This is a genomic window from Caballeronia sp. GACF4, assembly GCF_023631025.1.
Taxonomy (GTDB): domain Bacteria; phylum Pseudomonadota; class Gammaproteobacteria; order Burkholderiales; family Burkholderiaceae; genus Caballeronia.
In genome coordinates this window covers 89,111-103,638 of record NZ_JALQDW010000037.1, presented here as the reverse complement: position 1 = coordinate 103,638, position 14,528 = coordinate 89,111, and the positions used below count along the sequence as shown (strand labels likewise).

Sequence of the window (14,528 nt, the reverse complement as noted above, 5' to 3'; positions counted from 1 at the left end):
ATGGGCAAGGTGATACGACTCGATGCACCCAGAGCGAAACGATCTGCTTCCACGCGCTCGCGCGCTCCGCGAACCTTCGCCGGATTCGCCCAGGAAGCACTGAGAGCAACGTGCCACATCGCACGGCGCTGTGCTGCGTTCATCGGTCGTATCGCTTTGCTCACATCGATTGACATACTGATCACCTTGCTTGCGTTATTCGTCAAACCGCTTCGCATACTGACGAAGCTAATTGCTATCGCCGTGCTTTTCGCGGCCCTGTTCGCATTTCTCGATCATGGGAAGCATTTACAGTTTCTTCTTTCATCCCTCGGTGAGCTTGCATTTATCTCGGCTCTAAATGCATGCTTTAAGCACGCGCTCACGAATTCGAATCGTGCGTAATTCCACTCGAGAGGACTGTGAAAATGAAACTCCATCGCGCTATTGGCCTGTTCGTTTCGATTGCCGCTTCAGTTGCAACACCGCCCGTTCTCGCGAAAGACGCGTGCGCCTCGCTGCTGTGCATGGCAGGCGAGGCCGCTGGTGCGGGCGGCGGATCGAGCTGCGACAAGCCAATCGAAGATTTCCTGTCGATTGTTGAATACCGGCATGGACACGTCGACTTGAATGCCACGCCGAATGCCCGAAGGAATTATTTGAACTCGTGTCCCGGATCCAATCAGGACACGTCGAGCATCGACTCTATTATCTCGGCATTCGGATCGGTGACTCATCTCTAAAGCCTTCAGCGATTTACGTCTTGCCGTCCATCTTATAAAAATTAAGCAGCATGTTCACCGTATTGACTATGCTGCCGGTTTGATGTTAAGGCCGCAGATAATGTGAATATTTGTAACGAAGCGTGATTGAATCGCGTTCGTACAGTTCAATCCAATTTTTTGGTCGGACAAAACCATGGCAGCTCTGCAACCAATCTCGCTAAATCTTGGGCATGAGACTGTGCGGCTGAATGTGACACCGGCTGCAGCTGGCATTCTCATCGAGCGTGAATCGTTTTCGACCGCGCCTGTGGGGAAGGTCGGCCCAAAGATCACACAGGTTTTGCTCGCCAACGATGCGAGCATCTCCGAGTTTATGAAGAGTGAGCCGCACTCTGATCGGGTTGGACCGGTTCTTGAGCATCTACTCCGCGAAGCGATGTACGTGGCTCCGGAATCGAGCGAGCCGGCGTCGATCGAGGAGCAATTGGCGATGCTCAATCGTTTGAGCCGTGCCACCGATGAGATCGAGTTGTTGTACTGCATGAACGCCGTCATCCGTGGCCTCGGTGCGACAAGTTTCATGTATTTTTTGGCGCAAGATGACTCGAGTGGTCAACCGGCCTCTTATCGAATTCTCACGTCGCATGCTGAGGCACTGCAGATCTACGTGTCCTTGCGGATGTACGCGGGCGACCCCGCCCTTGAGCGAGCACGCGGACATCCCGAGCCATTTTTCTCGTCAGACTTCGGAAAGATCCAAAAGATGAGTGGCGGCGGTCGCAAGATCGCCGAGCGAGCACGTGGTTTCGGGATGAAAAGTCTGGCTGTTGTTCCCGCGCATCATCGCGGAAGCAATCACTTCGGCGTTCTCTACGCAGCGACGAATACGCTGCCCGAGGAGAACGGTGAAGAGCGTCTGCGCGCGAATCAGGCACTGTTCCGAGCCCTGTCCGCCCAAGTGTTTGAGTGGTACATGCGGAAGGAAGCCTCGGTCGCTTTCAGAAACACCGGTTTGACGCCCCTCGAACTTCAGATTCTCAACGCGTGGAAACGCGGTTTTCAGCTCGACGCGATCGCCGAAGTGCTCAACATTTCGCCGACGTCCTTGAAGCGCCTCCATCTGCCTTCAATCAATGAAAAGCTAGCCACGAAGACCATCCGGAGCTCGGTACAAGTCGCTAGTGACCTGGGCCTACTGCCGCTGGTCTCCGATCGGAAAGTTGCGTATGTACTGTACAGCCCCAAACACGGGGTTTTTCTGCGAGCGGACGGCGCTTGTCCGGCATTTTCGAATCTGTTTCCAGGACCGACCGAGGAAGCGCAGATTTTCGACGACATCGCCGCGGCAAACGATTTGATTGATGAAGTGATGCCGAATCAGAAAGGCGAGCTCGAATTTAGGCGAGTTGATGTTCACTGCTTTGCAACGAGCGCGTCCCGCGAGGAATGCGCGGCTGCAGGGCTGCCGTGGTGGGAGCCAGATGTGGATCAAGAGGATGAGGATGCTTGGGCCGAGCGGAACGGTCCATCTAGTTCCTACCACTAGGAAGTCTGACCGGAACGAGGGAGCTTTAACCAGAACGCGCCTGTGGACGGAAGCGCTATGCAGGTGAACGCGGCTACCTTTACTAGAGAGCGTTCAAGGGTTCGCTGATACCAGTCAACGAGCGGCTGTTGACACGGTGAACCAGCATGTCCAGCAGACCGTCCGCTTTCGTCGATGCGGACGGGATTCGCTCGCACTTAAAGCGTTTTCGAAAATCTTGCTTCAAACCCCCGACAAGCGCCTCCGCCGAGCAACGTAAACTTGCGACACGGCGTGTTTCCCACTATGCTGTCGAAAATTCAACACGCATCGTTTATTTCTCATCCGAGTGTTGAATTAAACAACGGGAGCAGTTGATGACCACCGCCGTTCGGGCACGCCCTGATAAGTCCTCACCGACGATGCAACTTCAAGTCAAGCACGCTCCGAAGCGTATCTCCTTGAACGGGATAAAGGACATTGCACGGAGCGCCAGCGACATGCTCGTGGATGTGCGTGAGAGCATGCTTGCGCCTCATCCGCGAAAGAACCCTCCGGTGTTCACGACTGCTCAGGTCGGCGATCTCTGTCGGGTTGATCGCCAGCGTATGCATTACTTAGCTCGAAGCGAATCCGATCTTCCTCAGGGTACTCTTCGACACAGCCGCAGTCGGGAATTTACCCTCGCAGAAACGCGAATCTGGATCGACCGAATCGCACCTTTTGCAAAGCGCCCCGCCGGGGTGAAGGGCAAGACGATCGCTATCGGAAACTTTAAGGGTGGGGTCAGTAAGACCACTACTGCAATGACGTTGGCTCAAGGGCTGACACTATTCGGCCGTCGCGTATTGCTAGTTGACCTTGATCCCCAAGCTTCGCTCTCTGCGCTGCACGGAATCCTAGCTGATAGCGAGGTTGCAGACGAGCACACGGTGCTCCCCTTAATTTATGGCGAAACCGATAGCCTCGAGTATGCCGTCCAATCGACTTATTGGGATGGTATTGACCTAATTCCGGCAAGCGCTGCACTGTTCGGCGCGGAGTTCTTCCTGCCGTTTAAACAGTCCAAAGAGAAAAACTTCCAATTCTGGAATGTGCTGAATAGCGGTCTTCAGTCTCTCTTAGACAAGTATGACGTGGTTATCATCGACACGCCTCCCGCCCTTTCCTACTTGACGATCAATGCGTTCATGGCAGCGGACGGTCTTATTGTGCCGACCCCGCCAAGTGCGCTCGATTATGCATCGTCAACGCAGTTTTGGAGCTTGTTCTCCGACTTGTCGCAGAGCATGCAGGAAGTAGCGCCGCAACTGGACAAGAGCTTCGACTTCATCAATGTCCTACTCGCGAAAGTAGACCAGAGCCAAGCAGCAACGCCTATCGTTCGCGATTGGATCAACAAGACTTATGAGAGTCTCGTGCTTCCTGTTGAGATCCCCACGACCGCGGTGACGCAATCGGCGGCGGCTGAGTTCGGAACGGTGTACGACATTTCGAAGTATCAAGGGAGCCTGAAGACCTATCAGCGTGCCAGAGAAGCGTACGACCGGCTCGCGGAGATTGTGGATCAGCAACTCGTGACGCTGTGGCTTGCCGAATCGGAGGCCGAATGAGTATCAAGGATCGACTCGCAGCTAAGGCTGCCGGAATTGGCGCGAGCCCACGTCAGCCGCGGCCTGAGCCAGATATCCCTGCGAGGCCAAAGACAGCACCGGGTCAGCTCATGGCTTCGCTCCCTCTTCTCGCCGAAAAAGAGAGGGAGCTCGATGTGTTGCGCCAGCGCATAGAAGAGTTAGAGGCCGGGGCAACTGGCGGATCCGCCGAGGAAATTGAACTTTTAAAGAAAGAACTTGCTGAGGCGCAACAATCTAGGGGCGCGATCGACATCCCGTTGACGGAACTGCACGAGATGCCTGGTCGGCGTCGACACATGCCGCGAGAGAAGTACGTGGAGCTTCGAGAGAATCTGCGTCATAACAAGCTAATCCATCCCGTCGTGGTACTTCCGCGATCGGAGGGTGGCTATGAAATTCTTTCTGGCCATCATCGTACGGACGCGTTTCGCGAGCTCGGCCGTGAAAGCATTCGATGTGTTGTCGGCGACACCACGAGCGAGGACGCTGATGAAGGAGCGTTCTTCGCTAACCTGATGCAGTCGGATTTAACCGACTATGAAAAATATGTGGGGCTGAAAAGGTATCAACACAAGCACGCAAGGTTGAAGCAAGTTGAGATCGCAGAACAAATTGGCATCAGCCAATCCTACGTGAGCCTGTTGCTTTCATACGATCGTTTGCCGAATGCGGCCCGTGAGATTCTCGCTGCGCACGTAGGGATTGTCGGAGCTTCGGCTGCGGCTGAGCTGGCCAGCATTTCCGAGCTCGGAAAAAGTGATCGGGTGGTTGAGGCGGTGTTCCAGGTCTCCACGCGCAAGCTAGATCAAGCGCAAGCGGTTCGGTTCGCCCGTGATGGGGACAGAACAAAAACGGCGAAACCAGTAGCGTCAAGTTACAAGGTCAAGGCAGGAAAAAGCACTTGGTGCGACGTGCGCCGAGCCAAGAACGTCATGCGGATCGAGTTTCAATCTGAGGAAGTCGCAGAAGCTGTGCAGGACGCTATCAAGCGTACGCTGGAGACGCTCGCAGGCGCCGCAACAAAACAAACGCATGACAACCAATCTTAACCTATTGATTTGAAATGATATGAGGCGCTAATTGATGAAAATGTCACGAACTTAGGTCTTTTACGACCCCATAAACAAAAACCCTCGGCGGGAACCGAGGGTTTTTGAAGGTTGGCTGCGAGAGCCAAACCGCACACTCACCGGCGGGAACCGGAAGTGGTCACTGCTCACAGACCCGAGTGTAGCGAAACGCGATCTGCAGTCAAGCGAATTCCATCCATTTTCGTAAATGGAACGCTCGACATGTCTATCGCGCAACGCACCGTTGCTGGCGAGGGTCAAACTCACCCGCAAGATTCGGCCGCCCTCACCGCTTTTCACTGCGACTCGACCAACCTGCCGTGGATCATCTTCCGGGCCGCGTTTCGAGCCGCCCATATCGAACAGATCTCGCCGCGTGCTCGCGCGGTGCTCTCCGCCCTCGCCCGCACCGTTGACGCAGCCAAACCTTTCGCCGCAATCTTCGCACGTCGTGAGTTGTTGACCGGCCGCGCGCTGCAATCCATGCGGACGTTTTATCGCAGCCTCGACGACCTTGAGACGGCCGGTCTCATCGATCGTCGCCCTCAAACGCGTTACGTCGAAGCAGGTCTGTTCGGTCGGGCCTACCTGCACCTGACCGAGCACGCTGCCGCTCTCCTTGGCCTTATCGAGGAACCCGAGCACGCGCGCGCGCAGGAAAACTCTGCGCCACAGCCGGCCTTGCCTAACGCACAAGGCCAAGCGGCACCCTCATTTTCGGCACCGTCTGCCAAAGTGGCAGACGGTAGAATATATAAGTATCTAAGCCCTTCTGTTTTTCAAAAGAGACAACCGGGGCACCTGCCTGCGGACCTCCAGCGTCTGCGCACCCTGGGTTTTGTTGATTTCTTGATCTTCAAACTCATGCGGGAAGCGCGTGAGCACGGCAAGCGCCTGTCCGACGTGGTTGAGGCCACCTGGGACCACCTGCGACTGGCCAAGGCCCCCATCAACTACCTGCGTGCCCTGCTACGCAACCCGGTCGACTTCGCCGGCGTAGTGACCCGCCGGAATGGTGAGCGGAACGCCGAAGTCTGCCGCCGCCAGCAACATGCGGAAGCGGCTTCCCTCGCTCGTCAAAACGCTGGGCGTACGTTCATCGACGTTAAAGGACAGCGCCAGTTTGTGGTCGGCGCCCAGGGCGATGCGATGACGATTTTTACGCTCACCGAGGCTATCGGTCGGCAGGCCGCCGGTTGGTTGCCATCCTTCGCTGACGCGTTGAAGAATGGCAAGATTCGGCCCGCGACCGCACAGGACCTTGAGCGTTTCGCCGACGCGCAGCGCGCCTCGATCGGCGCACCGCATCCGAGCAAGCCGAGTCACCCCAGTCGTCCGAGCAGGACGAGCACTGCACCAGCCGTCGCGGCGCGCCCCCCGGTCACCACTGCCGTGCGCGATCACATTGCGAGCCTGCGCCAACTGCTGCAACCGCGCGTGCTGCTTTCATGATCGAGCGTATGTGTCGAACGGGTCGCCGAGCGATTCCAACTTGGTTCTCATCTGCGACGTCGCCGATTTGAGCAATGAGTTAAAGACGAAAATCTGAAAATGCAACTACCAGTCTCACTCGCTAAGCCCATGCAAGCTGCCAGCCGTCACGTGATGATTCTAGACTCCGCCGACGCGCCTGCAAGCAACGGGGCGAACGAGGAAGGATTCAGGCTTTGACCAAAGTAGGCGGCTTACCCGGGCGAGGGGCCTTACCGGATGTCTAACGACAATCGACCGAAGACCCAAATCGCTTCAAGCAAGTGAATGGGCGGTATGAACGCAACGCCGGGTAGGTTTCGTCGATGAGCGTAGCGACGGAAACCTACCGCCCATTAACGATCTTTGTCATCGGTCGCCCTGTGCAGTCGTATTGACGAAAAATCCTCCTTTGTCCGATCTCGTCGCTGCTCATGAAGCATCAGATGTTTGAGCCGTCCACAGGTGACTGCACGACGTTCGAACCGGTCGCTTTCTGGCCTACGATAGCTGCTTCCGACGGCCAGCAGGGGAGAGGTGTGAGGCATTGCAAGCGGTGGGTGACGCAGATCAATGCCGCCGCGGCTGCGACGGTAATTGCTGTGGCGAGCGCCAAGCCGCACCTCGCTTCGTGCGAAACGAATCCGCCCAACGCCGCCACAACTTGATCCCTAGCTGGGCATCCGCAATCCCCTGCAGCACTTCGGCACCTTTCCCCAATTTTCGGGCCGGCCGGAACTGCTGTTTCCAAGTCGCTGCGACGCCCGGGAGCGCGAAAGAAAGCGCGGACCCAACTGGCGTTCGGGAGACCCGCGACGGCGGGAGCCCGGCCCGCGCCGCGCATCCGTTCGACTGGGTGCTTGGCGACAGGCGATTGAATGCCGAGAACCTGCTCTCGGCGGATCGGATCGCGCGACAGGAGAGGCCACATTGCGCCCCCGCACCCAGCGGCCCGGTATTCAAACTGGACGTTCACGACGCGGGCGGTGATGTCCTGTAACGAGGTAACGGGAAACACGAATGGGACGTGTCTAGTAGCAATCCCTTGCAAAACGACCCCCTCTAGCGTTGAGCTGGCGCCAACAACGACCAGTAGCCGAGCTGTTTTGGTACTACGTTAGAGTCGGGTCAGCCGGCCAGCGCCGCATACGAGAACCGCCCGTGATCCATCCACACAACGCAATCCGATCCCGAGCAACGTTCGTGGGAAAAGCGGGCGGGGCGCTGTGCAGATTGCTCGAGCGCGCTATGTCGATCGCGAGCCTGCGCTGCGCACAACTGTTGGCCAGGCGACACCGAGTCGTCTTGTAGGGCCTCGCTCACGCTGCTGTTCGCCCAGTTAGGAGAGGGCAGGGCATCATCGACGGATTTTGTCTAAGCCTGATAAGCAATGTTATCGGGATAGCGTTTTGTGGGTAAAATCGTCATTATCCAAAACGCGTGAGAGGGCAGGGCCCCGTGGCACAAGACTTTCAAGGCGATTCGGCTGATCCGGACGGTATCCGCGGAGACGGGGGGCCACGACGATTGGGCGATTCGCGCGAGGCTCGTCACCCAAGCGACCCTCACGATCAAACCGAACGCTGGTCGGACGAAAAACCTAGCGTCGAGGTCGCGCGCCTGGTCCTCAACGTCGATGAGTCGATTGCTCTGAAACGCACCGCGGCCGCAGCGCGGCTCACGGCGCACGGTGACGCCGTCCCGTTGCTGCCCATCAAGCCGACCCGGATGGAACTCGCCATCATCATCGTGCTCGCGGAGACCTACGGGCCAGCGCTATACATCGACGCGCGGTTCGTCCCGGTGATCGACTTCATCGCCGAGCACGGTGCGGTTGTGTTCGTGCAGCGCGTGATGTACGGCGCACCGCCAGTATCGGATCGCCGCGCGGATGTCGATGTCACCGACTTCGCGGCGGAGAATGGGCGGTTGTTCGACGCCGTGCGTGAGGCGCGCATGGCATTCGAGTTCCTGTGTGCGACCTGGCCCGAAGTGTTTCTTGCGCAAACCCAGGGGGTGCTTGCCGGGCTCGGCGTGCGCGTGCGGCTACCGGATGCCGAGCCGATTCCGCCGTTGCGCGACGTCGAAAATCCGAGTCGCGGAGTCGACGGGACCGACCGCGAAGGAGAGAAATACAATCGAGGTGACCACGACGACGTTGACCACGACAACGGAGTTGATGATTCCGATAGCAAGGAGGGCGGTCATGGCTGAACGCCAATCGACGTCCAAATCGCCGCAATCCTCCAAGTCGTCCGCCTCGCCGGTTGCCTCTGTTGCCATTGAACGGGGCTTCACGACCAAGGATTTCACCGCGCTGCGTGCGTTCGTGCAACGCATTGCGCCCGCGATCATTGCGCGCACCTATTACGACCCGGACGAAGACGCGCATGCGGCGACCCCGGCGGCGATGGAACGGCACCTGAACGCGATGCTCGATTCGCTGGTCCAGCTCGCGCTCGCACACGGCTCCGCGGCGCTCGCCACCCATCTGCGCGCGTCGATCAAACAGCACGGCCGTCCGCTGCTGACTGCTGTGACTTTCCGCATGGTGACCGAAGCCGCGCAACTCGCGGCGGCCGCCCCGCACGCGGATCACCCGATCGGTGCGTGGTTGCGTCCGCGCATAGCGCGCCGGCTGAAAGGGGAGGGGATTGCGACACTCGGTGAACTGGTGGCGTTCTGCAATGGGCGGGGACCGAGCTGGTGGCGCTCAATTCCGCGCATCGGGCGCGGGCGGGCACGCGCGATCGTGAGTTGGCTGCGCAAGCATCAGGCGAAGCTGCAGCTGACCGTTGCGATCGATGTTGATTCCGAAGAGCGCGACGGCGTGCCGCTGGTGGCCGATGAACTGGTTGAGGTCGTGCCCGAGTATTACGCGGACCGCGGACCGCTCGGATCGTTGCCGCGCCTGCGGCTCGCGCCGCTGGAGCGGCTCGCGGTGCCGCACGCCTTGTCGGGTGCCGAGGGGGAAAACCGCTCGAAAGCGTTCTGTTATATCCAGGCGAAGCACGATCTCGATGCGGTGCGCGCGTACCTGAATCGCTATCGGGATCAACCGAAAACGCTGCGCGCGTACACCAAGGAACTCGAGCGGTTTTTGTTGTGGGCGGTGGTGTTGCGCGGCAAGGCGCTGAGCGATTTAAAAGTCGATGACTGCGAGGCCTACAAGGATTTCCTGAAAAAGCCCGATCCGCGTTTCGTCGGCGAGCGCTTCGCGCGCCACTCGCCGCGGTGGCGTCCTTTTGCTGCATCCAAATCTATTGCAACGGCGGATGGCTCGGCGGTGCTGTTGCCGGAGTCGCAGCGCTACGCGGTGCGGCTGCTGCGCAGCGCGTTCGCGTGGCTCGTCGACGTGCGCTATCTGGCAGGCAACCCGTGGGTTGCGGTCAACGATCCGCCCATCGTCCGACGCGCGAACTCGATGAAGATCGATCGCGCTTTGCCGGCCGAACTGTGGCGCAAGCTGCGCGACGAGCTCGATGCGCGGTGCGCTGAACCGCTTGCCTCGCAATGGCGCGTGCTGCGCGCGACAACCCTGCTCATGGGCGATTCGGGCCTGCGCCGCGAAGAAGCGGCGTCTGCTCGACGTGAAGACCTGAAGCCGTCGGCGTACGGCACGCTCGATCGTCCGGTGTGGGAACTGACAATAGTGGGGAAGGGGCGTCGCGAACGGACGGTGCCGGTGAGCCTCGCGACGCTCAGCGCGTTGCGTGCACATTGGCAGGACCGGTCGCGCACCTTCGATTTCGCGAGTGATACAGAGCGAGAAGGTCTGGTTCCGACGGGGCCACTCCTTGCCCCTATCATCATCCCGTGGACCGACGCATCGCGGCGACGCCATCGACAAGCGCGCGTCGTCGATGCAGATGAGAGCGACTCGACGACTACGACTGAAACCGGCTACACCGCCGATGGGCTTAACCGGTTGATTGGCCGTATGACCACGACGCTTGTCGAAACGATGAATTCGCTGGACCTCGAGGAGCGCATGCGGCTGGGCCAGGTGAACGCACATGCCTTCCGACACACCTTCGGGACGCAATCCGTCGCGGACGATGTCCCGGTCGATGTCGTGCAAAAGGTGCTCGGTCACGTGTCGCTGCAGACCACGACCATCTACGTGCAGGCCGAGAAGCAGCGCGTCCTCGAGGAAGTGGCGCGCTACTACGCAGGCGTCGCCGCTCGCAAGACCGCGACGTGAGCGTGATTAGTCTCTGGCCTCACCGGCTTCGGCTTGTCTGCTTCGCTCTTTCGAACGCGATAACCTTTGACTCATTCGCGGTGCTAGGTTCTTGGTTGCCGGCGCTTGTCCGTGCGAACACACCGGATAGAGCCATGACTAATTCTTCGCCGTCTTGCAACTACCTGTGTGTGTTGTTGAAACCAAATGAGGATGTAACGTGAAACGCGAGCGGGACCTAGAGGCTGAAATGACAACGAGAAAAGAAGCGTTCGCGGCCGCGCTGGCAGATCTGAGTGAATTCGAGATCAACTGGCAGTCGTATTTCGATGATGCCGAGCCCCAAGGGATCTACGATGCCGCGCTGACGGGCAAAGTGAGAACTTTACTCGGCTACTGTCGCGTGTTTGGATGGCTAGACCTGGTTACAGCCGTAGAGAACTTGATCCCTATTCAATGCAACGCGCCATCCGCGCTCGAGGAGATCCAGGGATTTCTGATCCCAGAGGCACGCCAACGTCTAGCGAAAGTCAGCCTCGATGAAGAAGGAACGTCAGACCAAGAGTTCTGGCAACTCATCCATCCTCGGATAAGACATCTAGCCCGGCCGAGGGTCGAGAGCGGGTTTTACGGGGACGCAATCGAATCAAGTTTCAAAGAGGTCAATCATTCCGTAAAACGGCTCGTGAAAGAAAAAGCTAACAAGGATGCGGACGGCAGTGGGCTGATGAATCTGGCCTTTTCACCGTCGAATCCGATCATCGCTTTGGCCGACCTCCATACAGAGTCCGGAAGGAACATCCAGCAAGGCTTTATGCAAATTTATTCTGGCTCCATGACGGGGATACGAAACCCTCAAGCCCATGGCAATCTTCATCCCGAGAAGGGGGTGACGCTACATCTCGTGAGCCTTGCGAGCTTGTTGATGTGGATGCTTGATCAGCGAGTAGAATGATTTAGAGATGTCACGTATTGCAATTCGATCTTCTCAGCAATGCCGGCATTGACTTTCCCTAAATCTTTCGAAGCGTTGGAAAAGCCCGACACAACACCGATCTCTGTCATACGCTTCCAGCGTCGACGGGAAGTTGATTCTTCGGTGTATTAACACCAATCAATCTTCCCGCCTCTGACCCAGAAGTGGGAACAGCACCCATCCTTAAGCCAAACTGATGGAGTTAAGGTAGGTCGGGCGCGCTTATCTACGGATACGTCCCACCTTGGCTTCGCTTCCTCGATCAACAGTAGTTCGATTCGCCGGCCGCAACCACACGGGCATCTAAATCCGACGCTCCAATCTTCGTCCCCGTCACGGCACAAGACGAGGTTTCGACGCGGAAGGTCTTTCGGGAGGCTATCACCAACGATGATTGAGATCTTTCGTGCCGGGGTGAGTGTCGCCTTCAACCATCGCAGCAGGCTTTTGAAAATCATCTGTTGGAACTCTCAATCCGGTGGCGCAGCGAAGGCATACCCAACAAGGGCTCAGCATCTCCCCTCGCGAGATTCGCGTTGGGTCTAATGTCAAAAGCTGATTCCGGTCGGAAATCTTCGTCCGATGCAGCGATGCTGAATTGTGTTTGTGCGAAAGGAGCGTTTCCGTCATGACGATACGGAAACGCGCGTGACAAAAATTCGAGAACGACCGCCGAGGACGCTCGCATGTTAAGGCTGATCACCGCTGGCGCTTCGTCGGCGATTCCCTTTAAATAGCCTGCTTCGACCTCACCGCGGTGTTCGTCTGGCGCAACGGCGCGAATATACTCGGCGCGAAGTGATTCCGGCGTGTAAACCTTGCGGTCCGCTAAAGTTGGTCCACCAGGGCGGACATAGTCAATTCGTCCACATGCGTCTGAAATCACCCGGCCCTCTGCTGTATGGCGCGTAGGAATAGCGACACCGACATCGAACAGTGGAATCAAGAAACTCGCAGCGATAAGATCGCAAATGTTTCTTGCCTCGAGGCTGTCGACACAGGAGAAAAGAACGTCGCATTGGCTGGCAGCGAGAACCGCGTCTCGAGTCGAGATCTGTTCGGGAATTGCGCATGCAACCCCTGGGCCGCGAAATGCGCCAATCGCGCGCGCAAACATATCCACTTTTAAAGTTGCTGCGGATGCGTCGTCCAGTGTCGAATTCAAAATTCGATTTAGATTCTTCTTTTCTAGATGATCGAAATCTATTAAAGTCACGCCGCCGAACCCTAAGCGTGCGACTTGCTCGGCAACAATAGAGCCTGTCCCCGAGACGCCGACGACACAAGCAGACAGTCTCGCGAGTTCCGCCGTCATATCGCTCGTGAATGCGTTAGGCCGTCGAGCAAGCGGATGGCCACGCCACCAATAGTGGAGATCGTCTGCAGCCATGGACACAAGATCCAAATCCTGCAGTTGCCCTTCCGATGTGTAAATGCGAGCCGCAACCGCACCGTTTGGGATCATCAAGGCGCTTCCATGGTGTCCACAATCAAGCGCCGTGAATAAGCCCGGCATCGTTTGCGAATCACTCAAGTTGTCCAGCTCAGAAAAGCCGAAGAGGCCTCCAGGATGCGAATGAAGGAGAAACAGCGAGAGACGGTCTGACTCGGCAATGTCTATTGCCTCTTCAATCGAAAGGCCAGGCCATGTAATGCGGTCGCTCTCGCGAACACGACACGCGTCATACGGCACTAACACCGCTCGGCGCGTTAGGAACTTTAGGCGTGGGCCAGGCACTTTCGAACAGATCAAAATTGCGGCAGCTTCGAGTCCATCGCCGGGGAAAAGATGACGGCGAACCTCCGAATGAATCTCTGCCGTGAAAGTTAAGGTGCCCCCGGCCTCGCTCATTGCAGCACCTCTTTCGCAAGAGCCGATTCGACTAGCGCCAAGTGCGTGATGACATTGTCTGTGTCCGCGCGCCACGGAGCACCGACGCCGCGATGGCGAGACCACCGCTGAAACTCCCTGTCTTCAATAGTTACGCGGACCTCGGTAGCGCCGATCGATGATCCGGTTGCGAGACAGAGGATCGGATGCACGTAAAACATATCGATCTGAGCGGCGGGATAGTTAGTGGGAATTTCCAGCGCCACGGTAGCTTGGCTTACCGTGTATCCCGCCGGCATGGAAAAGTCATGAATGACGAGCCAGCGACGGCCACCGTCAACAATCGTTTCCCAAAGTTTGAAGGAACGTTCTAAGTAGTCCTCATCGATCTGAAGCAGCGAAAAAGCCATACGGGATACAGTTGGTGCTTCACCGTTGCTGACGTCACGGGGAGTAAGCCGCAATTTCTCAATTCCCGGTCGACGAAGGTCAATCACAGTTTGAAGCGTCACCTCTTCCTTAGGTTGACTGACAAGCTTCAGGAAAATGTGCCACCGCTGATTAATATCAAACCCGGCCTTCAACATTGCTTCGCGGACAGTGATTTCCGGCAAGTGCAATTCGAGTCGGACGCCTTGGACGTTGAGAAGCCAAGTTTGCAGACGAGTTTTGAAGGCTTCGATGCCCAAACCTTCAAGACTAGTGAGGTCCTGGTCCGATAACACGCGGTCTGCCGTGTCGGTCCGCTCGTAGATAACGTCTTTTTCCGGACCGATATTCCCGAGCTTGCGAAGCTGACCGCCCGATATCACCGAACTCGGCCAATCAAAACGAGTGCCGTCAATCGTCAAGCGGTAGAGGCGGTCGCTAACCACGACGAGAAAGCGACGCCCGTCGCACGCCAGGTCCACCGAGTCATCAGGCTGAATGTCCTGCAGCTCGCCGTCTTGACGGAGCAACAGAACTGTTGCTCCGTCAGCCGGCGCGAAGCCGGCGGCTCTGGCGATTTGGTTGCCGGTAGGCGTGCTGTCACGGACCGACGCAGCGTGAAAAATGAGGTCGAGTCCTGCCACTTCGATTACGTGATTGTGGTCGAGGTGGTTCGATTGGGGTGTATCCATGATTTTTGGCTCCT

The 14,528-nt window shown here is 57.6% G+C and carries 12 protein-coding genes; 9 read left to right on the top strand and 3 right to left on the bottom strand.

Annotation, left to right across the window (positions count from 1 at the left end):
* From NCR40_RS29270 to NCR40_RS29230, 9 genes are all read left to right on the top strand, one after another.
* Positions 1–384, top strand: coding sequence for a hypothetical protein (locus tag NCR40_RS29270; protein ID WP_250511554.1), 384 nt, complete (start codon positions 1–3; stop codon positions 382–384).
* A gap of 23 nt (positions 385–407) precedes the next feature.
* Positions 408–722, top strand: a complete 315-nt coding sequence (locus NCR40_RS29265; protein WP_250511553.1) for a TrbM/KikA/MpfK family conjugal transfer protein — start codon at positions 408–410, stop codon at positions 720–722.
* Between the two features lie 175 nt (positions 723–897).
* Positions 898–2,250, top strand: a complete 1,353-nt coding sequence (locus NCR40_RS29260; protein WP_250511552.1) for a helix-turn-helix transcriptional regulator — start codon at positions 898–900, stop codon at positions 2,248–2,250.
* A 356-nt stretch (positions 2,251–2,606) separates the two neighbouring features.
* Positions 2,607–3,842 carry a ParA family protein gene (locus NCR40_RS29255; RefSeq protein ID WP_250511551.1) on the top strand — a complete coding sequence of 412 codons (1,236 nt, stop codon included), beginning with the start codon at positions 2,607–2,609 and terminating at the stop codon, positions 3,840–3,842.
* Complete coding sequence (locus tag NCR40_RS29250; protein WP_250511550.1) at positions 3,839–4,912, top strand: ParB/RepB/Spo0J family partition protein; 1,074 nt, start codon at positions 3,839–3,841, stop codon at positions 4,910–4,912. Before NCR40_RS29255 ends, NCR40_RS29250 begins: the two co-directional genes overlap by 4 nt.
* A 243-nt stretch (positions 4,913–5,155) precedes the next feature.
* On the top strand, positions 5,156–6,385 hold the full coding sequence (locus tag NCR40_RS29245) for a Replication protein O (RefSeq protein WP_250511549.1): 1,230 nt from the start codon (positions 5,156–5,158) through the stop codon (positions 6,383–6,385).
* Positions 6,386–7,861: 1,476 nt separating this feature from the next.
* The gene (locus NCR40_RS29240; RefSeq protein WP_250511548.1) at positions 7,862–8,617 is read left to right on the top strand and encodes a hypothetical protein; all 756 of its coding nucleotides are present in this window, start codon (positions 7,862–7,864) and stop codon (positions 8,615–8,617) included.
* Positions 8,610–10,607: a site-specific integrase gene (locus NCR40_RS29235; RefSeq protein ID WP_250511547.1), complete on the top strand. Its 1,998-nt coding sequence runs from the start codon at positions 8,610–8,612 to the stop codon at positions 10,605–10,607. The genes NCR40_RS29240 and NCR40_RS29235 overlap by 8 nt, the downstream gene beginning before the upstream one ends.
* Positions 10,608–10,806: 199 nt before the next feature.
* Positions 10,807–11,541: a TIGR02391 family protein gene (locus tag NCR40_RS29230; protein ID WP_250511546.1), complete on the top strand. Its 735-nt coding sequence runs from the start codon at positions 10,807–10,809 to the stop codon at positions 11,539–11,541.
* A 149-nt stretch (positions 11,542–11,690) separates the two neighbouring features.
* On the opposite strand, the gene NCR40_RS29225 is transcribed toward NCR40_RS29230, so the two are convergent.
* Genes NCR40_RS29225 through NCR40_RS29215 form a run of 3 tightly spaced genes read right to left on the bottom strand, consistent with a single transcriptional unit; the run spans position 11,691 to position 14,514 of the window.
* A complete protein-coding gene (locus NCR40_RS29225; protein WP_250511545.1) occupies positions 11,691–12,020 on the bottom strand; it encodes a ubiquitination-like system serine protease family protein in 330 nt (109 codons plus the stop codon).
* Positions 12,017–13,414: a ThiF family adenylyltransferase gene (locus NCR40_RS29220; protein WP_250511544.1), complete on the bottom strand. Its 1,398-nt coding sequence runs from the start codon at positions 13,412–13,414 to the stop codon at positions 12,017–12,019. The genes NCR40_RS29225 and NCR40_RS29220 overlap by 4 nt, the downstream gene beginning before the upstream one ends.
* On the bottom strand, positions 13,411–14,514 hold the full coding sequence (locus tag NCR40_RS29215) for a multiubiquitin domain-containing protein (RefSeq protein WP_250511543.1): 1,104 nt from the start codon (positions 14,512–14,514) through the stop codon (positions 13,411–13,413). The genes NCR40_RS29220 and NCR40_RS29215 overlap by 4 nt, the downstream gene beginning before the upstream one ends.
* Positions 14,515–14,528 lie beyond the last annotated feature (14 nt).